We start from the raw sequence: 26838 nt of genomic DNA on the forward strand, positions 1-26838 counted from the left end.
TGTTGGAGTTACTGAGATTGACACATTTTTTTGCTCAACTTATTTACTTTTTAGGAGCACACGTATGTTAGATACGAATATTAAAAATCAACTGAACACCTATCTGCAAAACCTCAAGCGCCCAGTTGAACTTGTCGTGTCAGCAGACGCTAGCCCAAAATCTCAAGAATTATTGTCACTTGCTACAGATGTCACAGGACTGTCTGACTTAGTGAGTTTGACGGAAAAAACGGGTTCAAGAACCCCATCCATGAGTATTATTAACCCGCAGCTAAACACTAATATTACTTTTGCTGGTTTACCTATGGGGCATGAGTTCACTTCATTAGTGCTTGCTTTGCTTCACTCTGGTGGTCATCCGATTAAGCTTGCCGATGAAGTGATTGAACAAGTTAAATCCTTACCTGGTGAATTTCATTTCGAAACCTACGTTTCGCTGAGCTGCCAAACGTGTCCTGAAGTTGTTCAAGCATTAAATATGATGGCGGCAATTAATCCAAATATTACCAATGTGATGATTGACGGTGCTTTGTTTCAAGATGAGATCAATGAGCGCAATATCATGTCGGTACCAACGGTATACATGAATGGCGAACCATTCTCAGTAGGCGCCATTAGCGTAGTAGAAATATTAAATAAACTTGATGTTAATGCTGTAGCAAGAAAAGCCGAACAGATTAACAATAAAGAAGCTTTTGATGTGCTTGTCGTCGGCGGCGGCCCAGCGGGTGCATCTGCGGCAATTTATGCTGCACGTAAAGGACTTCGAACGGGTATTGTTGCTGATAAATTTGGCGGCCAAGTGGCTGAAACTGTCGGTATTGAAAACTTTATTTCAGTATCTAAAACTGAAGGCCCTAAGTTGGTTGCTAATTTAGAAGCACACGTAAAAGATTATGACGTTGATATTATGGATAATCAGCGTGCATTGTCTTTAAAAGACGGCGGCTTATTTGAATTAGAGCTTGAAAGTGGCGCTAAGTTATCAAGTAAAACAGTATTATTAGCAACCGGAGCTCGCTGGCGCGAAATGAACGTACCTGGCGAACAAGAATATCGTGGTAGCGGTGTTGCGTATTGTCCACATTGTGATGGTCCACTGTTTAAAGGAAAACGTGTCGCGGTGATTGGCGGCGGCAATTCAGGTATCGAAGCTGCGATTGATTTAGCCAATATCGTTGAGCACGTTACTGTTCTTGAGTTTGATACCACATTGCGTGCAGATGAAGTGCTGCAACGTAAAGCCCACTCTATGGGTAATATCGATATCATCACTCAGGCTATGACTACCGAAGTTATAGGTGACGGTAAACGTGTAACGGGTCTTAAATATACCGACCGCAAAACGAATCAATCACATGATGTTGAGCTAGCGGGTATTTTTGTACAAATAGGTTTAGTGCCAAACACTGAATGGCTAACAGATATTGTGGAATTGACTGGTCGCGGAGAAATCATCGTCGATGGCAAGGGTCAAACTTCAATACCTGGTGTGTTTGCTGCTGGTGATGTAACTAACTCAGCGTATAAGCAAATTATTATTGCGATGGGCAGTGGGGCGACAGCTTCACTTGGTGCATTCGATTACCTTATTCGACACAGTGAAGATGAGCAGACTAAAGCAGCTGAAATCGCTGCTTAAATAAATCAAATTTTGGAAATGTTAAAAGCTAACTTAGGTTAGCTTTTTTTATGTCTGTGAGTTAATTCGGCTGATAAAATGCTGCAAGGAGTTGCTGTTTTTGGGTTTGTAAAAACTCTCAATTTAAAATCAGTGTTTAATCTTACACTTAATGTCGCAAGTGATTAAAAAATGGCTATAATCAAATCATAATAACTCAAAAAATAATCAGATACATGCAAACGAAGACACCAACTTTTGAATTCCAGTTGCATATAGAGACGCAACAATACTTAGCAAAAAGTTGCCGATGGCTTAGTGTTTTATCATTCATTCTAACTATTGTGATTTTTGTTTCTATTGTCATCAATAATCCAGATAAAGACATCGTTTTTACTTCACTCAGCCTCATTCCAATTACGTTAATTTCACTGTTCGGCCTTATTCACAATTTCGCATTATCAGAAAACCTTCAAGTAAATAATTACAAAAGATTTTATGCCTTCATTTTCGCCTTGGTTCTCTGTTGGGTATTAGTGTGTAATTTGTTTTTATTTCAAGCATTGTCTCCTCAAACAGCCGTTGAATCATTGATCCACTTGATTTTTATTTCATTTGTGGTGGCGCTATTCCCGTCACGAGGATTACTGATTATCCCAGTTTTAATTATTGGTGCTTATGTAGTGATTGCGAGAGTCTTTTTCTTTTCTTTCGACTTATTTATTCCAGTGATTAATATGCTGAGCTTTTTTACTGTGATTATTTCTGGTCAACAAGTAGTAGAAAAGTGGTTCAGAAAAGCGGTGTTTAAAGATGTTGAGAATCAGCGTTTGGTAAGCGAATTAAATCAGTTGGCACTAACGGATAGCTTAACCAAGCTGAGTAATCGACGCCATTTTGACTCAATGTTGAATAAAGAAATTCAACACTCTGAACGCACGGGCTTACCTCTGTCGATTATCTTAATGGATATCGATTACTTTAAAAAACTCAACGACTATCTAGGTCACCAACGAGGTGACGAATGTTTAGTCGAACTGGCTAAGTTATTGACCAAACAAATTAAAAGACCAAGAGACGTTTGCGCCCGTTATGGTGGCGAAGAGTTTATCGTTTTATTACCTGAAACAGACCTTTCTGGTGCGATAGATGTCGCTAACAATATCAAAATACAATTAAGCCAAATGGCGTTTAAACATCCTGATTCATTAGCAAGTGAGTTTGTGACCCTATCTCAAGGCGTCGTCCAATGGCATTCGGGCATGACACTTGAGCGATTAGTTAAGCATGCCGACGATAAACTGTATGAAGTTAAAGACAGTTCAAGAAATAATATTGCTCATTAGCTTTAGATTTACTCTGTAAAGCCGATATATACAATTGTAACAATTCCATAGTCAACAGTTGCTTGTTTTCTTTATTCTTTGTCGTTACATCACATAATCACTATTACACAATGTACTAATTTAAATTCAATGTGTTGTAGTCAATTTGAATGACTTTGTTAAGTCATAAATTTACTTTTTTAGTGCTTTGGGGGCAATAAATGAATTGGTTTAGCAATATGTCTATTTTTAAAAAAATCGGTTTAATTTTTGTATTATCAGTGATTATTTTCGCTGTTAATTTAACGATCAGTATCGTAGCAATTAATAAAAACAACGATACGATGACCTTCATGCAAGATAAGGTTTCTCAACGAGTTGAACTCGCCAATCAAAACGTAATATATGTGCAAAGACTTGATGAGCTTTATACTCAGGCTGTGTCTTTTGCCGATGAAGACCTGATTGATAATGCTAACAAGACCTTTGAATCATTAAAGAAGAACATTAATAGCTTAACAGGGCTTGATAATGAACAAGCTTCACGATTATCAACACTGAATCGAGAACTCTCCCAATATAATGACATAACTTATGATCTTGCTAAGGGGATGATAGATAACACTCTTGATATGAGTAAAGTCGGCGAAATTATTGCCAATAAAACTCAAGTTTACGACAAGCTTATCAATGGTGTTCAGCAATATAAAACCGATAAAGTGTCTGAATTTAATAACACCATTCAAGAGTCAGTCAGTCGTTCTGAAAGCAGCTTGGCACTGACATTATCAATTGGCTTAGTGCTGTTATTAATTATGGCTATTGCGACAATATCAATTGCAAAATCATTAAGTGGTTCAGCAGGTAATCTAGCTAACTCTTTGGGTGAATTAGCTGACGGTAAAGGTGATTTACGCCATCAGTTAGATGTCACTGGTCGTGATGAACTAGGGCAGGTATCTTCTAACTTCAATCGTTTTTTACGTCTTCTTGCTGATGCGATTCAACAAGTCGTCAGTGTGACAGCGCCATTACTGCAAAGCGCAGAGTCTTTAAAAGAGCGTATGGGAACAGCCACGCAAGCCACAGAAAAACAAAGCTTAGATGCAAAAGCAGTGCAACACTCAATGGAAGAAATGGGTATTTCTGTTAATGAAATTTCCCAAAGCGCTCAACAGGCAGCAGAAGCTGCAGATAGCGCAGAGCAAGAAGCGACAAACGGTTTAGCTGTGGTGGCCAGTACAATTAATATCTCTCAAGAGCTTAATGCTGAAATTGAAGTGGCTTCAGACTCGATAAATGAATTAGCCAAAGATACCGAAAGCGTTAATTCAATTTTGAATGTCATTACCTCAATTGCCGAACAAACTAACCTTTTAGCATTGAACGCTGCTATTGAAGCAGCAAGAGCGGGTGAGCAAGGGCGCGGCTTCGCGGTTGTTGCTGATGAAGTCCGCGCATTAGCGTCGAAAACTGCTGATGCAACTAAAGAGATTCGTGAAGTGCTATCGCGTTTAAAAGTGGCGGCTGAATCTTCGGTTAGCACCATGGATGTCGCTATTGGTAAAGCATCAGATAATGAGAAACATGCCCGTGAAACTGGCGATGTGCTTAAGTCAATTCAAGAACAGATTGTCAGTATTAATACCATGAACACCCATATTGCGGCGGCGACAGAACAGCAATCAGCGGTTGCGGCGCAAGTGAGTAATAACGTGGTTGAAATGAATGCTTCATTTGTTCAAACTTTAGATATCCTTGCTGAAGTACAAGATGTATCAGAAGGCTTATTAGGTTTCTCTGACGAGCTTCAAAGTGCGACCTCTCAGTTTAAGCTCTAACGAAATATAAGCAGTAGGATAAATTCACAGTTACTAAAAATTAGTCATAAAAAACAGCCTTTAAAAATAGTAGCAAAAAACAGTCACTAAAAAGCCACCGTCAGGTGGCTTTTTTGATCATAGGTTTTGAGATAAAAGTAAACAAAACCTCAGAAGACATTTTACTCAAATTGATAAGTATAAGAAATCCCGATTTTATTGGTTTTTCCGTAGTCACTCTCAGAGATAAAGCCATAAAAGTTAAATGATTGCTGCTGATTAATTTTATAACTCGCACCGCCGCCAGCCCAATAGCTAGAATAACTGTCACTACCGGCAGCGCCACCGCCAAATGCCATTAAGGTCCAACTTTCTCCGAGAGGCTTCATAGCAAAAGCGCCAAGATATGCACCATGGCTGGTTTTAGGAACTAAAATAAAGCCGTTATCATCAATGACGTCTTCTTCGGCAATGTCGCCATCGGTATAGTTGTAGCCGGCCATAGGAAATATTTGCCAGCCACCAGGGGTAAAACCGAAATAACTCAATGGAATAAATGTACCCACACTATAACCGTTAGAGCTCGCATCATTGTCGTATTCATTGCGATTAAAGTTAAAGTTCACAATACCAAAATCAAATAACCAAGAACCGCCAATGCGCCATTCACTGCCATCATCATTAATGCGTGCGTTTACCATTCGCGTAGCATCAAGGCCAATAGATCCCGAAAAGGTAAATTGATCGTTATAGCCGACACCCGCTTTAGTGACAATTTTAGTCGGATCTTCATGGTGCTTTTCGTCAGCGGTAGCTAGCAAAGAAGCAGGTAGCGTACACAAAATTGAAAATGATGTGAGTAAATGAGATTTTGCCATACGAAAAGGGAAACCTATTGATTGATGAGCAATGTACAGAGATAAATATCCCCCATTCTATCAAAGCTGGTTGCGCTATTTGGAATATCGCTTATTCCATTAGGAATAAATGAATTAAACATCACTGTTTGCTGCTTTGTTAGGCGCCACTTTTCGTCTTGTTAGCGTATTATCTCAAACATTATAATCGGCGAAATTGCTTCATTCATCGCTTTGATTTAACTTATTACCAATAGGTAAAAAATCATAAGCCAAGCTCATAAGAAAAGCGCTTAAAAAGTGCCTTAAAATCTAGTTTGTAGCTTTAGCTGACTGCGCAAAAGGACTCCAATGCCAAGCTTGATCAGAATCGTGTTAATTAATACTCACCTCCCAGGTGTAGTAGAACTTCAATTAGATGGACACACTAATATTTGTGGTACCAATGCGTCGGGTAAAACCACGTTACAGCGACTGGTTCCCGTGTTTTATGGCGAATACCCAAGCCGCGTTGTTCCTTCTACCCGTGACAGTTTCGAGCGTTGGTACTTACCTCACGATTCAAGCTATATCATTTATGAGTATCAAAAGAGTGATGGCAAGTTGTATCAAGCGGTTATGGCGTCAGCTGGTGACGGCAAAGGCGTTAACTATCGCTTTATTGCTAAAGGCTTCGAGTTAGATGATTACGTTAAAAACCGTAATGGCGATACAATTATTTGTCATACCATGGCTGAACTTGGCCGAGAAATGAAACGTGCTCAAGTCACTCATACTAATCTACTGAACACCCGTGAATATCGTGCGATTATCCAACACGATCGCAGTTTATTAACTACAGGTGGTAATAAAGGTGAGTTACGCACCTATGCGCATCACTTTTCATTGTGTGACAGTGAATATTCATTACGTCATATAGAGAAACTTGCTAAAGCGGTCCATTCCAAAGAAGGAAAAATGGAAACCGTTAAGTCGATGGTTGCGGCTATTTTAGAAGAAGACGGAGTTAATCCGCCAACGTCTCGCCTTAATCCGCAGCGTGTCGAGAATTGGATCCGTGAAAGCCAATTGGTACAAGGCTTTGAACAAATTCGCCCAGAGTTTGAGAAATTAGAACAAGAATTTAACCAGTTACTGAGCGCTGAATTGCGTTTAGGGACATTGGCTAAAGGTTATCGCGCAGATGAAACCTTTGAAGCTGAGAGACAAGATATCAATCAAAATGAATCTAAAGATGCCAGTTTACAGCTGAGATTATTAGATGAAGAGTGGAAAGAAGCACGTGATGAGATCAGTCAGGAGTTATCTTTTGCGCAAGGTGACACACGTAAGTATGAAGCTGAACTGGATGCCATTGAAGATCAATACGAAGGCTTTTTAAATGCCAATATTGAGCAAGCTAAAGCTGATTTAGACAGTTTGGATAATTGGCGCAGTGATTTAGAAAACCTCACAGAGCGCCATAAGCTACAAACTGAAAAGCACCAAGATATTGAAGCAGCTTACAGTTCTCGTCGCAGCAAAATTGCAGAGCAACTGCACCGTGAGCTGGAATCTCTTCATGAAGAGCAAGATGAAGCGCGTGAAAACCGCGATAGTCAGCGTGAAGCGTCGTCAGAAGATTTAGCGGCATTAGAGAATTTATGGCGTGATAAAACCGATGCTGGTAAAGCGGCATTTGCTGAACAAGAGTACCAACTCAAATTAACTCGCGGTGAGTTAAGTCATCAGATTGATGGCGTAACGTATACCGAAGAAGAAAAAATGACGCTGGCGGTATTCGATGAACGAATTAGTCGCGCCGATGAAGAGCAAGAAATTTGTAATCAAAAAGTCGATCGTTTATCGAGTGATGAACGCAAACTCAGAGCAAAGCGCGATCAAGTCAGCGAAGCATTACGTATCGCCAGTGTTCGAGTAAATGAGCGGCTAAGCGATGTGGATGATGTTAAAGAGGTTTTATTTCCTCAGTCACATACTTTACTTGAGTTTCTACGCAAAGAATCACCGGGCTGGGAGCAAAGTTTTGGAAAAGTGATTGCGCCAGAATTACTCCATCGAACAGACTTACATCCAAGTGTTTCAGGAAATAATGACGAGTCGTTATTTGGTATTGGCTTAGATCTTAAAGCGATTGAGGTGCCAGATTATGCCGCCTCTGAACAGGACTTACGTTTAAGGCTCAATAAAGCTGAAGATGCTTTAACCCAAGCTGAAGAGCTTAAAGCTGAGCACGAAGATCAGCTGGTTGCCATCAACGATGAGCTCGATAATCTTAATAAAGAGCTTACCTTTGCCCGCACAGCTTATAAAAATAGTCGTGAAGATGTTAGGCGTTTATTTGATGAAAAACGCAGTACTCAAGAGCAAATCAATCAAGCTTTGGCTGATAGAAAAGCCCATGCAAGCAAGCGTCTTATTCAGTTAGATAACGAACTTAAGCAACAACATAATCACCATTTAGCTTGGTTATCTGAGCAAAAAGAGCAAGCGCTTGAAGCGCGAATGGAAAAAAATGCTTACTGGCAAGATGTGGTTGGCGCACTGGATAACCAACTAGGGCAAATCAAAGCCAATATTGAGACTCGCCGCAGTAACGCCAAACAAGAACAGAAAGCTTGTGATACTTGGTATAAGAATGAGCTTAAATCTCGCGGTGTCGATGAAGCAGCGATTGTTGCGCTTAAAGGAAACATCCGTGAATTAGAAAGCCAAATCAGTAACGCTGAAAAACGTCGAAGTGATGTGTTGCGTTATGACCATTGGTATCAAAATGCATGGATGATCACTAAACCTAAACTGCAAACCGACTTATCTAAAGTCAAACAAGCCGCACTAGAGTTAGAGCAGCAGCTTGCAAATAAAACAGCAGATGTGAAGCAACGTAAACAGCAGCTTGAAACCAAGAAAAAAGCTTCGGATGCTGCGCAAGTCGATGCATCAGAAAACTTAACTAAATTACGTGCAGTGATGCGCAAATTAGCGGAATTGAAACTACCACCTAGTAAAGATGAAGCTGATGGCAGTATTGGCGAACGCTTAAGACAAGGTGAAGAGTTACTTCTGCAACGCGACTATTTATTGGGTTCAGTTAAGCAATATGTTGAACACTTTGACTCGGTGATTGTCAGTAAATCCGGTTCGAGTTTAGCTGAGTTTTGGGAGCGTGCTCGGGATGAGTCGAGCTTTACTAACGATAAAGGGATCCGTTTACTGGATTACCGTAAGTTAGTGCCGCAACTTGAGCAATTACTGAATGTGATGGTGCCGCAATCACTGATGGCTATTCGTGAGCAAGGGCGTATTTTTGGTATCGATTTAACCGCTTATTATGATGTGCTCGCCGATATCGATCGCCGTATTGCCTCACAAAGCGCGCGGATTACTCGCGAAGTCGGCGAAGAGTTATTCCTTGATGGTGTTTCAGAGTCGGCAGTGAGAATTCGTTCACGTATTAGTGAGTTAGAGTTCTGGCCAGAATTAGAAGTGTTCGTGAAAGCCTTTAAACAATGGAAAGCGGATGGTTTTAGCCAATTGCCTGATGAGCATTACACCTCAAGTATGCGCCGAGCATTAGACATCATTGGTCGCTCCGCATTATCTGGTGGTATTGCTAAATTACTGGAAATTGAATTGCGCCTAAAAGAAGGCAATAGCGATTTGATTATCCGCACCGATAGACAGCTTAATGAGTCATCAAGTCATGGTATGGCTTACTTAATCTTGTGTAAGTTCTTATTGGCATTTACGCGCTTATTACGCGGTAAAGCAGATGTCACTATTCATTGGCCAATTGATGAATTAGGCACTTTGCATCACACCAATGTGAAGAAGATTTTTGATGCTTGTGTGAATAACAATATCAGTGTTTTGGGCGCCTTCCCTAACCCAGAATCTGAAGTGCTTAACTTGTTTGCTAACCGCTATATTATCAATAAACAAACCCGAAAACTGCAAGTGGTTAAGCCTAAAAGTAATCCTCTGGCAGAACGATTAAGCCAACGAGCTAACAAGGAGGCTGTGTAATGTCTGAGTCTATAACGTCTATTTCAAACTCATTAAACTCTGTCTCTTCAGACACGCCTTTGGTCGGCACAGGGGTATTGATTGAACAGTTGTTACGCGGCGAGTTTATTTGCCGCACAACCAATGAAGATGGTTGGCGCGCGCTTAAAAATAGCACTACCTTTGAAAAGGTTGAGCAATATCTTAATCAAATTAATCGCACGATTTCATCGGCTGCTGAAGGCGATGTATTTTTTTGTGGTTACCAGCAACTAGGTGATCAAGAAAAGAAGGTTATCTCGAGTCAGTTTAAAGACATTTGTTCAGCGTTAATTCCGCTGGTGGAATGGTTAGTACTGGTGCAAGAGAGCAGTGGCCAAGATGCACCTTTAAGTGAAGGCGCACCAATAAGATTAACTGAGCTGCAGGCCCGTATCGAAGATACGCCAGCCTTTATGGAGCAATTGGCTAAATTAAGCCAGTATCGACTATTTGGCTCAACCAGTAGCAATGTCGATAACCAAATTAAATTGGTATTTAAGCGGTTAGTTGAACTGGGTTACTTGATTAAGCCAAACAGCGAAAAGCAGATTTACATCGCCACGGGTAAGCTTGATTACCTGTATGAGGTTATTCGCTTTATTGATGAAACCGAAGGACTAAGTCTTGAAGCTCAAGCTGAAACGGCCACGCAACGGGATTTAGTATGAGTAATAATTTACATCAAGCCGGGGTTAAGCTGCTCAAACAGCTCAGTCGTCATGCTGATGTGGTTATGGATGCCTATTTAGCAGGCTCGGTCAGTGAATCTACTCATGATGTTGCGGTGATTGAGAAACTGAAAAAGAGCGGTATTTTATGGCGACCAGAACCAGACGAAGAGCTGCGACTAAAACGCTCGGTGCGAGCTTTACTAGAAGAAGCCTTAAGTGATGAACGTAATCGGCAGATTGATTCTAATGTGGGATCCGCATTTAGCACCATCAAGACTTTGGCTGATCATTATAAAGAAGCCCGTCATAATATCGATTACAGTGCCGCTGAAGCGTATTTAGCTGACCTAAGTGAACATGTTTATAGCTTTACCGATAGCCTAAGGTACTCCATCAGGGTGTTATGGGGCCGGATCAATAATGAGTTTGGCTATGTGGGAAGTATTAACGCTAAAATTCGCGAAAATGAATTAGCCCAAAGTCAGGTCTCTGAGCTACTTAACGGTCTGGAGATGTTCCAGTTCAGCGAATTAAGTGAGATTGCCGGTGATATTCGTGAGTTACGACGTTTGCTGGTCACTAACTTGCAAGAAACTTTAAGTCAGTGTACTCAAGAAATAAGTGCGGTGCAGGGCAGGTTATTGGAACTTTTAGGGCGATTTAGACAAATCCAAGGCCGAACTCGATTGTTGAAAGGTTTTTTACTGCACACAGATTTACACCCTGATTATCAACCAGAAAATCATGTTGGACATAAGCATGTTCCTAGGTTGTTTAATTGCGCTGAAGCGATCATCAAGCCTGCCAGTGTTGATGTGCATAACAGTCAGCATGAGTTAACCTTGCTTGATACGGTATCAAAAATTAAAGCCATTAGTCGGGACTTGTTACCAAGCAAAGTGCGTGAGCATAATGTTGAAACCATAATGACTGCAGTGGAAGATTTTGATATCCCAGATAATCCATTGAAGCTAGCTGTCGATGAGTATTTCTGTGAAGTCATTGATTCAGGTCTTCGCCAATCGGCGCTTGAGTATTTACAAGCGAATAAGCTTGAGTGGGAATCCGAAAACTGGCTGTATCAAGTTATTGGTGGCTATGAAGGCTTACCCGACGAGCATAAAGCCTATTTTGAGTTGGAACCAATAGGTGAACCTGATCCTGTTTATAATGGTAACTTTATGATCCACGATGTTGAGCTATGGCTAGCATAAAAAGACGAGCTTTGAATTTGCGTTAAAGGCGCTCAAAACGTAAATAAGCTTGTTAGCGGGTAAAGCAGTTAAGGCAACTTAACTGCTTTTTTATTGGCTGGAATTTAGCCAACTGAAATTACTGTGATGATTTAACAGTAGCGACTCATATGGTTTTATATTGATACATTTATCGACCTTACTGATAACATTATGATTAATTTCATTTAGTAACAAATGTTATTGCTTACGAGTGTTATGGCATCAAGGCAAAAAATATTGCAGTAAGCCAGTGTATCTAACTTAATTTGGTAATTTAACTAACTGATCTCGCTGTTATGGAGTTGTGTTTTGGTTTTGAAAACTGGCATAACAGTCAATTTTATTGAATTTCATGATTTAATTGTTTTAAAACAGTCAATTATACCTCACTGTAAATATCTAGTTTCATTCCTTATAACAACTTATTGATCTCTAACATTGAATTATGTTGCATCTTGTTTCAGTATCCTTGTCGTTAAAAATAATTAAAACAAATTTTATCGTCGTTTTTAGGTGTTTTCTTTCTGAAGTCGGCTTGAACTAGGAATACAGAAAATTATGACCAAATCATTATCGACTCGAATTTTTATCGGGTTATTCTTAGGGGTACTACTGGGTAGTATCGTTCAATTTGCGCTAAATGATGTGGCGTTCTTTTCGGGGACATTAGTCGAAGTCGCTTCTGGCATCGGTAAAATGTTCGTCAATATGATCATGATGCTAGTGGTGCCGCTAGTATTTGTCAGTATTGTTTGCGGCGTGTGTGAACTACAAGACCTAAAAAGCTTCGGCCGTCTTGGTGGCAAAACGTTTGGCTTTTACATTATTAATACCTTAGTGGCGATTACGGCTGCTTTTGCGGTAGCAATGTTAATCGAGCCAGGTAAAGGCGTTGATATGTCTAGTGCTGGTGGTGTGGATATTACCGCCACTGAACTGCCTAATTTGATGACCTTGATTGTCAATATCGTACCGAATAACCCGTTCTCTGCATTTACGTCAGGCAATATGCTGCAAGTCATTTTCATGGCGCTATTGCTAGGCGGCGTGATCAAGTCATTAGGTGAAGTTGCCAAAGGCGCAGTGAAGGGCTTTCAAACCGCTAACGTCATTATGATGCGTTTGATTTCAGTGGTGATGAACCTTGCCCCTATCGGTGTATTTGCATTGATGTTCAAGCTTGGTGCGACGTTAGAGCCTGAAATCTTCTTCAGCGTGGTGCAATATTTATTGTTAATTCTTGGTCTGTTATTACTGTGGATTTTTGTGGTTTATCCATATGCAGTAAGCTTCTTTACCCAAGTAACAGCGAAACAGTTCCGCGAAAAAACCCGCGAACAAATCTTGTTCTCGCTATCAACTGCAAGCTCAAATGCCACCATTCCAGTGACCATGCGTACCTTAACTGATAAGTTAGGTGTTAACCGCGCAGTTGCTGGTTTTGGTGTGCCACTGGGCGCGACCATGAACATGGGCGGTGTATCAATTTACATCACTATTGCAATCTTCTTTGTTGCCAATGCTTTTGGTATGCCTATTAGTGGCGATCAAATTCCAGCCTTATTGTTCAGTGTTTTCTTATTGTCAGTGGGTGCAGGTGGTGTTCCTGGTGGCGGTATGGTGATGATTGGTGTGCTTATTCACCAAATGGGATTACCAGTTGAAGCGTTTGCTATTGTCGCTGCGTTAGACCGTATCATTGATATGGTGCTGACGTCATGTAATGTTGTTGGTGATACAGCGGTATTAACCATTGTCGACCAAACTGAAAAACCGCACCAGATTGAAGCTGAAAAAGCTTAAGTTTGATTGAGTCTTTTGGGGCTCAACGAACGGTTAACCCTATGCTTAACCGTTCGTTGAACATGGGGTTAACAAAAGGTCTGCATTAGCAGACCTTTTTTGTATATGCTTAGTTAACTATCATAAAAATAAAGGGAAGGTTGCGTGAAATTAGGGATTGGATTTATTTTATTATCATTAATGTTATTGATGGGATGTCAGTCAACAACGCATCATGGTGAAGTACTGCCACAATATACGTTTATTGCTCATGATAATGATATGGAGCGAGTAGCATCGGCGCAGTCTACTGCTCAAGCAAATGGTAAATTGTTATTGGTGGTGATGGGCGCACAGTGGTGCCATGACAGCCGTGGTCTTGCTGCTAAGTTTTCGACAAATCAAATGCAAACCATACTATCCGATCGCTTTGAAACTGTGTTTGTTGATGTAGGCTACTTTAATGACATACACTTTTTACCTCAAAAATATGCTTATCCTGCCTACTTTGGCACGCCGACTGTGATGGTGATTAACCCTGAAACCAGTCAACTCCTCAATGAGGTAAACTTATCTAAATGGCAAAGTGCTGACAGTGTTCCCATGGATGACTATCTAGCATTCTTTTCAAGTATTGGTCGCCAACCAGTCGCGCCATTACATAGCTCTGCGGAAATTGATCAATTTACCGAAAAAAATGTGGCGAAAATGAAGCAGGGCTTTGATCATTTAAGACCTATTTGGGCTGCAGTAAGGGAGGGGAATACAGATAAATCAGATGAGTTGCAAGCTGTCGCCACTGAAGTGTGGCAATTTCGCACGCAATTACAAAAGGATATTGTCGCAATGAAACTAAAGTTAGCCGAAGATCCTGCAGCAAAATTGAATTTGCCCGATTATGCTCTTTTTAGCTGGCAGTAATAACTGGGCCAAACACTCGAAATGAAAAAACCGCCAACTGGCGGTTTTTTAGTTAAACCCCACTTAAAAGATGAGGTCTAAAATAATCAGCTTAGCTGATTTCAGGTTCACTACTGTAATCAAGACCGTGATAGCTTAAGCAAGTTTCAACTTCGTTAGCTGACCCTAAAATTACCGCTACACGTTGGTGAATGGCTTCTGGTTCAATATCTAAGATGTCACCATAACCAGTTGAGGCTTTACCACCGGCTTGTTCTACTAATAATGCCATTGGGTTAGCTTCATACATCAAACGTAGCTTGTACGGCTTCTCAGGGTTCTTGTTATCGGTTGGATACATAAAGATACCACCACGACATAACACGCGATGTACATCACCCACCATGGCTGCAATCCAGCGCATATTGAAAGACTTCTCACGAGTGCCAATTTTACCTAGCAACAAATCGCTAATGTAAGTTTGCATTGGCGCTTCCCAAAAACGTTGGTTTGACATATTGATGGCAAACTCAGCAGTATCTTGGCTGATGCTAACACTCGGATCTGTTAGCAAGAATTCGTTTGTATCAGGGTCTAGAGTATAAAGTTGAGTGCCATTACCTGTCGTTAATGCCATCATGGTTGATGGGCCATATAGAACATAACCAGCAGCAACTTGCTGACGACCATTTTGTAAAAAGCTGTTTTCAGTAAACTCACCAGCTTGTGCTGGTAGTACTGAGAAAATAGTGCCTACCAAAGAGTTAATATCAATGTTTGAAGAACCATCTAATGGATCAAAACAAACCAAGTATTCACCTTGCTTATTCACTTCAACCACATAGTCTTCTTCTTCTGATGCTAGACCACGCACATTACCTTCGGCTTTGAGTGCATCTTTGAGCATATCGTTGGTGATAACGTCGAGTTTCTTCTGTGTTTCGCCTTGGACATTCTCTTGTTCAGTTGCACCTAAAACGCCTGCTAGTGCGCCATGGCGAACGGCTTGGCTAATTTCTTTTGAACAGTCAGCTAAGCTCAAAATTAATTGTGAAAGAGATTCTGATACAGCTTGTTTTGTAAGGGTTTGTGTCAAAGTTTGCATGCTTGTTCCTAAGACAGTAGAGGTTAAGGTCGGTAACCAGTGGTTAATGTTCTATTTTATTGCCACAGATAATACCTTAGTTCGGGTGACATTACAGCGTGAAAAAGATGAGCAATATATGACTTCGGACTGATTTGTTATAAACTCACGCAAAATACCTACTTTAGGTTGGTATTTGGTTAAATTGAAAATAATAACAATAAGAAATTTACACCATCATTTTTTGTAAGGAATGACCATGATGACGAAATGGAAATCTACGGCACTTTCAGTGTTATCCGTAATTCCGCTAGTAATGACTAGTTCTCTTTTCTCGACCTACGTATTGGCCTCAACAATGAATATGACAGGTAATAACACTCCGCTTACTATCGAACGAATTCATGCTTCGCCAGCCTTAGCTGGTGCAAGCCCTAGAGGACTTAAGTTGTCTCCAGATGGTAGATTGGTGACATACCTTGCAAGTCGTGAAGATAATCAACACTTCTACGATTTATGGCAAATGGACATTGCAACGGCAAAGCGCAGCATTTTACTCAATGCCGATAAATTAGCTTCGGGTGAATTATCAGATGAAGAAAAAGCACGCCGTGAGCGCCAACGTATTTATGGTCAAGGGATCATGGAGTACTTCTGGGCTGATGACAGCGAAGCATTATTGATCCCAGCTGCTGGCACTTTATATTATTTTACCATTGCTGATAACAAAGCGGTGGAGCTTGATATTGGCGAAGGTTTCGTTACTGATGCGCGACTATCGCCAAAAGGTAAGTATGTATCTTTTGTGCGAGAGCAAAACATTTATGTACTAGAACTCGCTAGCTCAAAACTGACTCAGTTGACCTTTGATGGCAAAGGTCCGATTAAAAATGGTATGGCAGAATTTGTCGCCCAGGAAGAAATGGGCCGTATGACAGGTTATTGGTGGTCGCCAGACGAGTCATCTATCGCGTTTACTCGTATTGATGAGTCAGGCGTTGAATTAGTCACTCGCAATGAAATTTATGCAGATGGGATTAAACTCACCGAGCAGCGTTACCCATATGCGGGTAAAACAAACGTTGAAATAGAGTTAGGCGTGATTACGCTTGCCAAAGAAGGAAAAGAGCAACAAGTTTCATGGATCGATTTAGGTAAAGAAAAAGATATTTATTTGCCGCGAGTCAAATGGCTACCTGATAGTCAGCATTTATCATTTCAGTGGCAAAGCCGCGATCAGCAAGCGCTTGATTTACGCATTGTAGATGTTAAAAGCAATAACCTTGCAAAAACGGTAGTGGCTGAACGAAGCGAAGCATGGGTTAACCTCAATGATGATTTACAGTTTTTAAAACAGCAAAAGTCATTCATTTGGGCCTCGGAGCGAGATGGTTTTAACCACCTTTACTTATTCGATTTAAATGGCAAAGTATTAAAGCAATTAACCCAAGGTGATTGGGCGGTTGATGCGCTTGAGTTAGTTGATGAAAAAGCAGGATGGGTTTATTTCTCTGGTCGTAAAGATTCTGTAGTTGAACGTCATTTATACCGTGTGCCATTAGCTGGTGGCGAAATCGAAAAAATCTCCAGCCGTAACGGCATGCATTCTGCGGTATTTGCAGATAATAAACCTGTTTACTTAGATTACTTTAATAGCCTAAGTCAGCCGCCACAAGTGAGCTTACACGATGAAAAAGGTAAGCAATTAGCTTGGGTTGAGCAAAATGAAGTTAATCAGTCACACCCTTTGTATGACTTTGCGGGTCTTTGGCAAATGCCTGAGTTTGGAGAGCTAAAAGCTGAAGATGGCCAAGCACTGCAATATCGTTTATTCAAACCTGTACCATTTGATGACAGTAAGAAATACCCTGTTGTTGTTCGCGTTTATGGCGGTCCTCACGCGCAATTAGTGGTGAATAGTTGGAGCGAAGCGGATTACTTTACTCAGTATCTACTGCAACAAGGTTTTGCGGTATTTCAATTAGATAATCGTGGCTCTGCGCACCGTGGTACTGAGTTTGAATATGTTATTTACCAAAACATGGGCGATGCAGAAGTCGAAGATCAGAAAGTGGGCGTAGATCATTTACGTAGTCTGCCTTATATCGATGGAAACAATATTGCGATTTATGGTCATAGCTATGGCGGTTACATGGCATTGATGGCGCAATTTAAAGCACCTGATTATTTTAAGGCTGCAATATCTGGCGCACCGGTCACAGATTGGCGTTTATATGATACGCATTACACAGAACGTTACATGGGTCATCCTGAAAGAAATCAAACAGGTTATGATGCCAGTAGTGTTTTACCTTATGTGAAAAATTATCAATCAGGATTGATGATGTATCACGGCATGGCTGACGATAATGTGTTGTTTGAAAACAGCACACGCGTTTATAAAGCCTTGCAGGATGAAGGTAAATTATTTCAGATGATGGATTATCCAGGTTCGAAACATTCAATGCGTGGTGAAAAAGTTAGAAATCACCTTTATAAGTCGTTGGCTGCTTTCTTGGAAAATGAGTTGAAGTAATGACGGTAGCGGTACTAATAGCCCTCAATGTGATAGCGGGGGCTTTGTGTTTAATGAGCTTAATTGAATTGTTTAAAGACAAAAGGCGTAAATAATTCGGTTAGTTAAACTACATTCATAAGAAGTAACGTCTCGGTATTTAAAACGTAGCTTACCCCTTCGTTTCGAGATTGAGCTTTAGTCAAAGAATATTCGTAATATAGTTTGTCCGTTAAGCTGAATTACAGCCAATAAAAAAGCCAAGTCATCGACTTGGCTTTTTTTATTTCCGCAATAAGCGAAAATTAATCTTCTAAGTTACCGCAAAAACGATAGCCTTCACCGTGGATAGTCGCGATGATTTCTGGCGTATCAGGTAAGCTTTCGAAATGCTTACGGATGCGACGAATGGTTACGTCAACAGTACGGTCATGTGGCTTAAGCTCACGGCCAGTCATCTTCATTAACAAGTCAGCACGAGTTAAGATTTTGCCTGGGTTTTCTACAAAGTGAAGCATCGCGCGGAATTCACTGCGTGGAAGCTTATAAGATTCACCTTGTGGGCTTACTAAAGAACGGCTGTTGATTTCTAAGCTCCAACCATTGAAGCGGTAGAATTCTACAGAACCTTTTTCTTCGATTTCTGCACCAGCACTATTAACGCGAGTTAATAAGTTGCGAGCACGGATAGTTAATTCACGTGGGTTGAATGGCTTAGTGATGTAGTCATCAGCGCCAATTTCAAGACCAAGAATTTTGTCAACTTCGTTGTCACGACCAGTTAAGAAGATAAGGCCGATATTGTTAATTTCACGAAGTTCACGAGCTAACAATAAACCGTTTTTACCAGGAAGATTGATATCCATAACAACAAGATTAATCTTATTATCCTGCATGGCTTTATGCATTTCTGCGCCATCGTTTGCTTCAGTTACTACATACCCTTCTGCTTCAAAAATACTACGCAGTGTATTACGGGTTACAGCTTCATCTTCAACAATAAGAATGTGTGGGTTTTGCATGTTATTTACCTAAATTAAAAACAATTGATTCTAGTCATGTTGCACTAGGGCGTTGGCGTGTTTATTAATGAAACGCCGATAATTTATAAATTTCACGATAGGTGTTTATCTATGTCTGCCCTGAACAAAACACGCTTCATGACTAGCTACATTATACACTCAGCTTAATACATTATTAAAAGAGACATACGTGACATAAATGTGATCATAAAAAATCCATATTCTCATTGTATGCTGAGTCTTAACTCACTCACAATCAGTCTAAAGATCTATTAAAACAATGATTCGTTACACTATGAGATTAAATTGCTCATAAAAGTTCCTTGGCAATTTAATAATGTTCTATATTTAATGTTATCTAAAAATGTAGAACAAAATGCTCAAGCTTGATTATTTAATGGTGAAAAAATGTACCGATAAATGTAACAGCTTGTGCCACAACTTATAGTTATGTAGCAAAATCTAGCTAGTGGTGATTATTGTACTCGTTTTAGGCATTTGTTAACAAATGAAATGTTAACAAATTTACGCATTAGAATTGTTACAAAATTGAATTTTTTAATAAGCCTTTGATTTTGCTATTTAATTTAATTATTATTCTTGTGACTTGCATCACATGGACTATGAGCGTGAATAAGGGTTTGCTACACTTAACTGGGATTAACAGAGAATATTAGATAATGGATAATTTAATTGATAGCCTTTGGCACAAGTATCAAGGAACACAATTTTTACTCACGCAGCGCTTATCTAATGATATTCCTTTCGCCATTGTCACCGCACACAATCCTCTTGGTAGTGTGCTCACTCCTTGCCAAAATCGGTTATTAGACCGTCGTTTACAGCGAAAAATTGAACAATATAACAGTCCATATCGTTCACTTATTGGCGCAGCTCCTGATTTATCGCATATGGAAAAAAGCTGGGCAGTCTTTATTGATAAACAGCAGGCGTTAGAATTAGGGCGAGAGTTCAAACAACATGCGATTTATTATGTGAACCAAGGTTTATTGTCTTTAGTGGCTTGCGGAGATGCGCCAGATGATGAAGTGATGATTGGCGACTTTACAACACGTACCCAGCTAGTGAATGAACTACCAGATTTGCACGAGTAATTTTTAGGTATTGTTGTTAATTAGGTATTGTTAATTAGGTATTGTTGATTAAGGTGAGATCTCTGCTCAGAAGCCGTTAATGGTATCTTTATGTAGGTTTTATTCTAGCAAGAGCTGATTAAGGTTGAATATTAGCTTCATTCTGAAAGCGGATTGTAGAGCTAACTATTTATCACCTACTGACGGTTCACAATTGCATTGAAAATACGTATTCATTGGCGAGGTATATAAACCCTTTTAAGACATCATTGAGCAGTAATCGCCATTTTTGTTATTGCATATGTATAATATTTGCTTCAACTATCCATTAGATTGTTTTTTGTATTCTTCTTTGTTGCTGTAATTTAAGTATTTATCTTATCAATTCCTTCAAAAAAGCTCTCCTGTTTGATTAAGCATTTAAATGTCGTATTTTCAGTATTCTGTTATTTAGTAACTTTATTACAAGTCTGAATTGACTTAGATGGTCATTTATTGGTATTTTTCACTTTCTTCCATTGGGAGAAACAGAAGAGGAGCGTTAGCTAGGTAGTGAGTCTGAGGAAAACCTATTCCGATGATGACTTATGAGGGAGATTAGCGCCGAGATATTCGAAGTGATTGGTTTAACTTCATATCGGTCGATTAGGCTGAATCCTAACGATTGTCACCTATTAATTGGTGGAGAGCTTCTGGTGAAAAGATTGCTGTTTCCCTTCTCTAAGGGTGCGTTATCACTGCACCAGGCTCTTCGAACGAAGTAAGTTCGGAGCGTAATCATGTTTTTAAATCTTATTGTTCAATCTGTAAATGCTAGTCAGCCTATTGCTGAGGTGCTGTCATGAGTTTAGTTGTTGCTAAATTTGGAGGCACATCGGTTGCCGATTTTTCTGCAATGAATCGCTGTGCAGATATCATTCTTGCTAATTCTAATACTCGTGTTGTTGTCGTGAGTGCCTCAAGTGGCGTGACTAATTTACTGGTTGAGTTGACTCAAGCCAACGTAAATGACCAACGCCGTATGGCTTTGTTGACTCAAATTGCCCAAGTTCAATATGACATTGTTGATAAGCTAGAGCGCCCACAAGATGTGGCGGCAACAATTGATAAGCTACTCAGTAGAATGTCAGTACTTAGTGATGCGTTAGTGCTAGATAGAAGCAAAGCCATTATTGATGAGTTACTCTCAATGGGTGAGCAATGTTCTTCATTGTTATTTTCAGCAGTTATTCGCCAAAAAGGCACGCCTTCGAGTGCATTTGATGTAAAACAAGTACTGAGAACCGATAGTCACTTTGGCCGTGCAGAGCCGCAGATAGAGAGTATTGCTTCTTTAGCCGCTGAACATTTAGCGCCGCTTTTAAATGAACAGGTCATTGTAACTCAAGGGTTTATTGGTGCAGACAGTGAAGGGCGCACGACAACATTAGGCCGTGGTGGCAGTGATTATTCAGCAGCTTTATTGGCTGAAGCGCTTAAAGCTGATGCGGTAGAGATTTGGACTGATGTTGCTGGTATTTATACTACTGACCCTCGTTTGGCCCCTAATGCTAGACCGATCCCTGAAATCAGCTTTAATGAAGCCGCTGAAATGGCGACTTTTGGCGCCAAAGTATTGCATCCTGCGACTATTCTTCCTGCTGTTCGTCAAAAAATTCAAGTCTTTGTAGGTTCAAGTAAAGCACCTGAGCAGGGCGGAACCTGGATCCGTCATCAAGTTGAAGAGGTCCCTGTTTTTCGCGCCGTTGCTTTAAGACGTGATCAAACATTACTAAATTTACATAGCTTACAAATGCTACATGCTCAGGGCTTTTTAGCGGAAACCTTCGCAACGCTTGCTAAGCACAAAATATCTGTTGATTTAATTACCACATCAGAAGTTAATGTCTCGCTGACACTGGATAAAACCGGTTCAGATTCAAGCGGTCAAGGCTTATTAAGTGAGTCGTTATTGCAAGAGTTATCACAGCATTGCCGAGTTAGAGTAGAAGATAATCTCGCTTTAGTCGCGATTATTGGTAATAAAATCGCTTCAACAGCTGGCATATGTAGTCGTGTATTCTCAGTACTAGAAAACCATAATGTTCGCATGATCTGTCAAGGCGCGAGCCCACACAACTTGTGTGTGTTAGTGGCGGAATCAGAAGCGGCAGATGTAGTAAATTCATTGCATCAAAATCTATTTGAATAAGTAATGCCAATAAGGTTAAAAATGACAGCATCAACCGGTACTTCTAAAGCACTGACTTCGCAAGTTGAGTTGGGAGAATTGGCCACTGGTCAAGCGCTTACAGCGCCTTTGTTTAGTTTTAAAGGAAGCGATAGCGCTGCGCCTTCTGTGTACATTCAAGCAAATGTTCATGGCGCAGAAGTACAAGGTAATGCGGTTATTTATCAGCTAATGACCTTGCTAGAATCATACACTATTTTAGGTGATATTCGCTGTCTTCCACTTGCTAACCCACTAGGTATTAACCAAAAAAGTGGTGAGTTTACCCTGGGGCGGTTTGACCCGATCACTGGGGTCAATTGGAATCGTGAATATTATGAACATGCGGATATTATTAGCAATATTCCTCAATGGTTTGAACTAAACCAAGGATTATCAGATGCTGAGTTAGTTGCGGCTTTTCGTGAATTATTAACTCGTAGCTGTCAGCAACGTATCGCCAATAGTTGGGGCGTAAGTACAGGACACCGCCTTGCTGTTACCTTGCAATCAATGGCCCACGACGCTGATATTGTATTAGATTTACATACTGGTCCGAAATCAGCCAAACATTTATATTGTCCTGAATATGATGTTGAAGCCGCTGGACTCTTCTCTATTCCCTTTTCATTGATAATTCCAAATGAATTTGGCGGTGCGATGGACGAAGCCGCTTTTTATCCATGGTGGCAACTTCAACAATATTGCGCCACGCAACAACGTCATTTTGATGTACCTGTTGCCGCATTTACCTTAGAACTGGCTAGCCAAGAGCGCATTGATATGGCCGACGCTAAAGAAGATGCGCTAGGAATTTTGGCTTATTTGAGTCACCGAGGTGTGATTGAAGAGAAAGTGCTACCAGCTGAGATGTCTCGCTGGGGCTGTTATTTGAAAGACTACAAAAAGTTTCATGCACCAAAAGCGGGATTAGTAGAATATTGTGCAGAAGTGGGCAAGCCGCTGGCAGCAGGTGAGCCGTTAGTTACCCTATTGCGACTTGATCAATATGGATCAGAACAAGCGTTAACGTCAGTGAGTTTACCTTGTGATTGCGTGCCTGTTTTGCACTTTGCTTCGGCATCAGTGCATCAAGGTACAGAGCTGTATAAAGTGATGACGAATGTGTTTGAGATTAAATGATGTATGATTTTTCCTGAGTTTAGAGTTTAGAGTTTAGAGTTTAGAGTTTAGAGTTTAGAGTTTAGAGTTTAGAGCTTAGGACTAGTACTAGAACCTAGCTATCATTTGGGACACTCAATACCAATATAAACTGCGTAAGGTAAGTGGGTTAAACTTTCGAAATAACCCACTTTAATTCTTGTTAACTCTTCAATATTTCAAGTGGCATAGCCAGCATGTCGTCACCAGAGCCTGCAAAGTACCAGATAATTCCAATCAAAATACCCACAGTTAAAAAATACCAAATCGTAGAAAATATCTGGCCGTATCTATCTAACGGTAATAAGTGACTTTGATGGCGGGTTTTCCATTCAAACACAATTTCTAGGCTACCGATTAATAACAAGAAACCAAGTAATGCTAAACCTAAACTGTAACTTATGAACACACCGATTGCTGCGCCAGCCATACAGGCGATAAGCCCGACCATGCTGTTCATCGAAAAAGTAATGCTTTTTAAAATATGACCGCCATCTAAAGGTAAAATTGGTAGTAAATTAAACAGGTTTAGTAAGGCGTTAAAACTAGCGAGGCCAGCGAAGAATATATTGCCAGTGACCCAGTAAGCTATCATGCAACCTATCGACATTATTAAGCCAAATGTGGGCCCCATGATAGATATCACTACATTTTGCCAACGGGTATTAATGCGCTCGTCACTGACCGCTAAACCACCCATGAATGGGATGAGATAGATGCCTTTAGTCTTCATGCCAAAGTGTTTCATTGCCTTGATATGACCGTACTCATGGATAACCAAACAAGCGATTAATGCCAAGGCAAACTCGATTGAAAAAAGCCACGAATAGGCAGCAACACTCGCAGCTGCCAGCATCGCTTTAACCACTTTGGCACTTTTAAGTAATTTAAATCCTAAAGATGCCAATCCCACCATACTGAATTGTTGTTTTTTTACTGGGGCAACTTCAGGAACTTGTTGTTCAATATCCTTGGTATTACGTTGTCCTTCAGCAATGGTGTCTTTATCGACGAGCACTACATAGTTGATGAGAAACGGCTGCCATTGCACATCGGCTTCGAGACGGACTTTTATGATGTTTCTACTGGCTTCTGTAATGACATCATCAGTGCTCGATGTTTGCATGGAAGCGGGCCGTGATAACTCAAACTCATGTATGTTAAAAGCCTGATTATCTACAGATGCTGACTTTTGCGAGACTAATTGATTGTCCCAATATAGTTGTTGCCAGCCCGCCATGGAGCCTTCTAATCGTAGGCGTTTACCAAGGCATTCTATATTCAGCAGTTCCATAAATTTAGCTGTTCCATTGTTATGATGAGAAGTTGATGATTGGTGGTGTGATTTAATTGATACATTGTTCGATGCAATTATTAAAAACGCTAGGCATTCTGCCTGATAGGCAAAGGCGACTCAAGCTAAATAGATTCAAGATAAGCGACAGCTTCAATCCCTTGCTTTATATCACTAAAAACAATTTTAGCGCTACAGCAATGGCCGTTTAATACTGCGTGTTGTCGAACCAAATGGATAAAACTGACAATATCGATAGGGTGTTGGCTTATTTCAAGTTGAGGTAATTCCGCTGTGGGTTGTGGTACCTGCATCAAGCTTGAGTCTATCGTCGGTTCGATAACAATATTAAAGGTTAGCCCTGCAGTGTCTAATAGCTGATCTTGGTGATCATAGATGTGTGGTTGCAAGTAACAAAACTCTAGCCAATCTCTCTCACTGGCTAGATAAATCAGCTCTTCACTTTCTTGTTGCTTGATAATTGCAGGCCAACAAATGTTATCCATAGCATTTATCACCATCAGTTTTAATGGCTACCGTAATCAAAACTGATTTCATTATGAAGGTTTTTAATCTGACAAGGTCCATGCTCTCTTTGGGTTCGATTTTGAGCAGGGCCAATATGGATTTCGACATTGGAGAAAATATGCTGTTCAGCTTGAATAAAGTGCTTGCTGTAATAACCTCCGACCTCTTGTTGTAACTGTTTGCACTCAGACTCTGCTTTAGCACGGTTATTCGCGACTTCTTTCTTTTCATCGAGCATCATTTTCACTTGCTCTATCATGCCAGCGTCAGTTTGCCATTCTGATTTAGGCGGAAGTTTTCTGAGCCGAGCTTCGATATCAAGCCCCATTACAACTAACTTTTTCGCTTTAGCATCGCACTCTTTAACTTCTGCTCTAAGCTCAGTTTGGTGCATAGCGCAATAAAGTTCTGTTTTTGTGCCTGCGGTTGCACCAAAGGCGACAGCTTTTATGCCTTTTTTAGCGGTTGCTCTACCGCCAACTAAATCACCGCGCTTTGCGCTAGGATCGCTGACAGTAATAACGCTATCCGATTGCGAATGACTATGCAGAAGTTGCTTAGTCACTAAAATATCACTGTGGGCAGTTAAATTTGAATATTGTACGAACTGAGCACAAATTTGCCCTTGAGCTGTGATGTTATTACTGAGTTCTTGCTCTTTAATTTGCCTGCCAATAATGCCTTTGCTGACAATAACATCGCCATCGGCTTCTAAGGTTGCTGATTCAACAAAGCCCATGACCGTAATGTCACCACTGCTTTTTACTTTCATACCTTCATGAACGTCACCTGTGATTAAAATACTGCCTTCAAAATCAACATGACCATACTTTACGTCGACATCTTTAATTTGCAGCACGTCGTCGACTTGCATACCTTTTTTGTTTTCAACAGGCTGACCTGCCACCGTAGCAATCAGTTTATATGGATCTTCAGGGTCGATTTCTGTGCCGCTACCAGGCTGCATCGACAGATCTTTTCCTTCAACCTGTAATATGGCTTCACCATGGATGTTATATCCAGCAGTGCCAGAAGTTGCAGGCGTTTTAACCATTAATACATCACCAGGTTTAACCATTATCATGGCGCCTAGGTTACGCATATCTACCGAGCCGTCTTCACGCTCTTGTGGTTGCAATAATCGCTCACGAGCAAGTGGAACTTTTCTAATCAAGCTAGCATTAATACCGTTAGCGGGTAATTTACCGACGGCGATAACACTGTCACAAGACTCACCAGGGGGAAGAATGGCTAATTGCTGAATAAGAGATTGAATTTTCGGCTTACTTAAGCCCATTTTTACTTTGTAAGATTTAAGTCCGTTGAGGATCATTGGCAGTGATGGATCTTTGCCACCCCAAGCTGCTTCTAACGTCATCGAGGCAGACATTTTATCTTCGTTTATATCTATGATGACTTTGCCATCAGCACGCTCAGCAATCACAAAAAATAACTCATGTTGACCGTTATCTTGACCACATAGCGCATTGATTTCGGCAACAGCATTATGAATGTTGTGCTGCATGGGGCGCAGCATGGCAAACTCAGGTTGAGTTAGCAGTTTACTGACATCGTCTTCAGACACTGGCCCATGAGTGTTGGGGATAACACGAAACTCAACTTGAGTTTGGTTTTCATTAAAAACCGCTAAGCTCCAATCCAACATAAAATAC

19 protein-coding genes and 1 riboswitch are annotated in these 26838 nt (G+C 40.5%); of the genes, 13 read left to right on the forward strand and 6 right to left on the reverse strand.

Translation table 11 applies throughout. The features are described 5' to 3' along the window. Window positions 1-64: 64 nt before the first annotated feature. The 3 genes from ahpF to LMH66_RS03195 all read left to right on the forward strand — a co-directional run bounded on the left by ahpF (window position 65) and on the right by LMH66_RS03195 (window position 4787). On the forward strand, window positions 65-1642 hold the full coding sequence (ahpF, locus tag LMH66_RS03185) for an alkyl hydroperoxide reductase subunit F (RefSeq protein WP_229368503.1): 1578 nt from the start codon (window positions 65-67) through the stop codon (window positions 1640-1642). Window positions 1643-1857: 215 nt separating this feature from the next. Then, a complete protein-coding gene (locus tag LMH66_RS03190) occupies window positions 1858-2967 on the forward strand; it encodes a GGDEF domain-containing protein (protein ID WP_229368505.1) in 1110 nt (369 codons plus the stop codon). A 200-nt stretch (window positions 2968-3167) separates the two neighbouring features. Beyond that, window positions 3168-4787 carry a methyl-accepting chemotaxis protein gene (locus tag LMH66_RS03195; RefSeq protein WP_229368507.1) on the forward strand — a complete coding sequence of 540 codons (1620 nt, stop codon included), beginning with the start codon at window positions 3168-3170 and terminating at the stop codon, window positions 4785-4787. Between the two features lie 161 nt (window positions 4788-4948). Here LMH66_RS03195 and LMH66_RS03200 read toward each other — a convergent pair whose 3' ends face one another. Further along, window positions 4949-5644, reverse strand: coding sequence for a hypothetical protein (locus LMH66_RS03200; protein ID WP_229368508.1), 696 nt, complete (start codon window positions 5642-5644; stop codon window positions 4949-4951). Window positions 5645-5974: 330 nt separating this feature from the next. On the opposite strand from LMH66_RS03200, the gene LMH66_RS03205 reads away from it, so the two are divergent. The 5 genes from LMH66_RS03205 (at window position 5975) to LMH66_RS03225 (ending at window position 14279) form a co-directional block, all read left to right on the forward strand. After that, complete coding sequence (locus tag LMH66_RS03205; protein WP_229368509.1) at window positions 5975-9649, forward strand: ATP-binding protein; 3675 nt, start codon at window positions 5975-5977, stop codon at window positions 9647-9649. Next, complete coding sequence (locus LMH66_RS03210) at window positions 9649-10338, forward strand: condensin complex protein MksE (RefSeq protein WP_229368511.1); 690 nt, start codon at window positions 9649-9651, stop codon at window positions 10336-10338. Before LMH66_RS03205 ends, LMH66_RS03210 begins: the two co-directional genes overlap by 1 nt. Next, window positions 10335-11555 (forward strand): phosphoenolpyruvate carboxylase, encoded by a 1221-nt coding sequence (locus LMH66_RS03215; RefSeq protein WP_229368512.1) that lies wholly within the window; start codon window positions 10335-10337, stop codon window positions 11553-11555. The genes LMH66_RS03210 and LMH66_RS03215 overlap by 4 nt, the downstream gene beginning before the upstream one ends. A gap of 579 nt (window positions 11556-12134) precedes the next feature. Continuing rightward, complete coding sequence (locus LMH66_RS03220; protein WP_102526584.1) at window positions 12135-13379, forward strand: dicarboxylate/amino acid:cation symporter; 1245 nt, start codon at window positions 12135-12137, stop codon at window positions 13377-13379. A gap of 144 nt (window positions 13380-13523) precedes the next feature. Beyond that, the gene (locus LMH66_RS03225) at window positions 13524-14279 is read left to right on the forward strand and encodes a thioredoxin family protein (RefSeq protein ID WP_229368513.1); all 756 of its coding nucleotides are present in this window, start codon (window positions 13524-13526) and stop codon (window positions 14277-14279) included. Window positions 14280-14370: 91 nt separating this feature from the next. Here the strand turns inward: LMH66_RS03225 and LMH66_RS03230 are convergent, their stop codons facing one another. Beyond that, window positions 14371-15363, reverse strand: coding sequence for a class 1 fructose-bisphosphatase (locus LMH66_RS03230; RefSeq protein ID WP_229368514.1), 993 nt, complete (start codon window positions 15361-15363; stop codon window positions 14371-14373). On the opposite strand from LMH66_RS03230, the gene LMH66_RS20390 reads away from it, so the two are divergent. Continuing rightward, the gene (locus LMH66_RS20390; protein WP_267869067.1) at window positions 15362-15496 is read left to right on the forward strand and encodes a hypothetical protein; all 135 of its coding nucleotides are present in this window, start codon (window positions 15362-15364) and stop codon (window positions 15494-15496) included. The two genes, LMH66_RS03230 and LMH66_RS20390, sit on opposite strands and share 2 nt — an antisense overlap. A 162-nt stretch (window positions 15497-15658) precedes the next feature. Continuing rightward, window positions 15659-17878, forward strand: a complete 2220-nt coding sequence (locus tag LMH66_RS03235; RefSeq protein WP_420709398.1) for a S9 family peptidase — start codon at window positions 15659-15661, stop codon at window positions 17876-17878. 284 nt (window positions 17879-18162) lie between these two features. On the opposite strand, the gene arcA is transcribed toward LMH66_RS03235, so the two are convergent. Continuing rightward, on the reverse strand, window positions 18163-18879 hold the full coding sequence (arcA, locus tag LMH66_RS03240) for a two-component system response regulator ArcA (RefSeq protein ID WP_102526580.1): 717 nt from the start codon (window positions 18877-18879) through the stop codon (window positions 18163-18165). Window positions 18880-19559: 680 nt separating this feature from the next. Between arcA and LMH66_RS03245 the strand changes: the two genes are divergently transcribed. The 3 genes from LMH66_RS03245 to LMH66_RS03255 all read left to right on the forward strand — a co-directional run bounded on the left by LMH66_RS03245 (window position 19560) and on the right by LMH66_RS03255 (window position 23325). Further along, entirely contained in the window at window positions 19560-19994 is a 435-nt protein-coding gene (locus tag LMH66_RS03245) for a DUF3293 domain-containing protein (protein ID WP_229368516.1), read from the forward strand. A 502-nt stretch (window positions 19995-20496) separates the two neighbouring features. Further along, a riboswitch (Lysine riboswitch) is annotated at window positions 20497-20673 on the forward strand. Between the two features lie 141 nt (window positions 20674-20814). Then, window positions 20815-22164: a lysine-sensitive aspartokinase 3 gene (gene lysC, locus LMH66_RS03250; protein ID WP_229368517.1), complete on the forward strand. Its 1350-nt coding sequence runs from the start codon at window positions 20815-20817 to the stop codon at window positions 22162-22164. A 21-nt stretch (window positions 22165-22185) separates the two neighbouring features. Beyond that, a complete protein-coding gene (locus LMH66_RS03255; protein ID WP_229368518.1) occupies window positions 22186-23325 on the forward strand; it encodes a succinylglutamate desuccinylase/aspartoacylase family protein in 1140 nt (379 codons plus the stop codon). Window positions 23326-23506: 181 nt separating this feature from the next. On the opposite strand, the gene LMH66_RS03260 is transcribed toward LMH66_RS03255, so the two are convergent. From LMH66_RS03260 to LMH66_RS03270, 3 genes are all read right to left on the reverse strand, one after another. Further along, entirely contained in the window at window positions 23507-24637 is a 1131-nt protein-coding gene (locus tag LMH66_RS03260; protein WP_229368519.1) for a site-2 protease family protein, read from the reverse strand. Between the two features lie 125 nt (window positions 24638-24762). Beyond that, entirely contained in the window at window positions 24763-25143 is a 381-nt protein-coding gene (locus LMH66_RS03265) for a DUF4144 domain-containing protein (RefSeq protein ID WP_229368520.1), read from the reverse strand. 20 nt (window positions 25144-25163) lie between these two features. Continuing rightward, entirely contained in the window at window positions 25164-26831 is a 1668-nt protein-coding gene (locus LMH66_RS03270; RefSeq protein WP_229368521.1) for a DUF342 domain-containing protein, read from the reverse strand. Window positions 26832-26838: the final 7 nt, after the last annotated feature.

It is taken from the genome of Shewanella sp. 10N.7, from assembly GCF_020806285.1.
In the GTDB taxonomy this organism is placed as follows: Bacteria; Pseudomonadota; Gammaproteobacteria; order Enterobacterales; family Shewanellaceae; genus Shewanella; species Shewanella electrodiphila.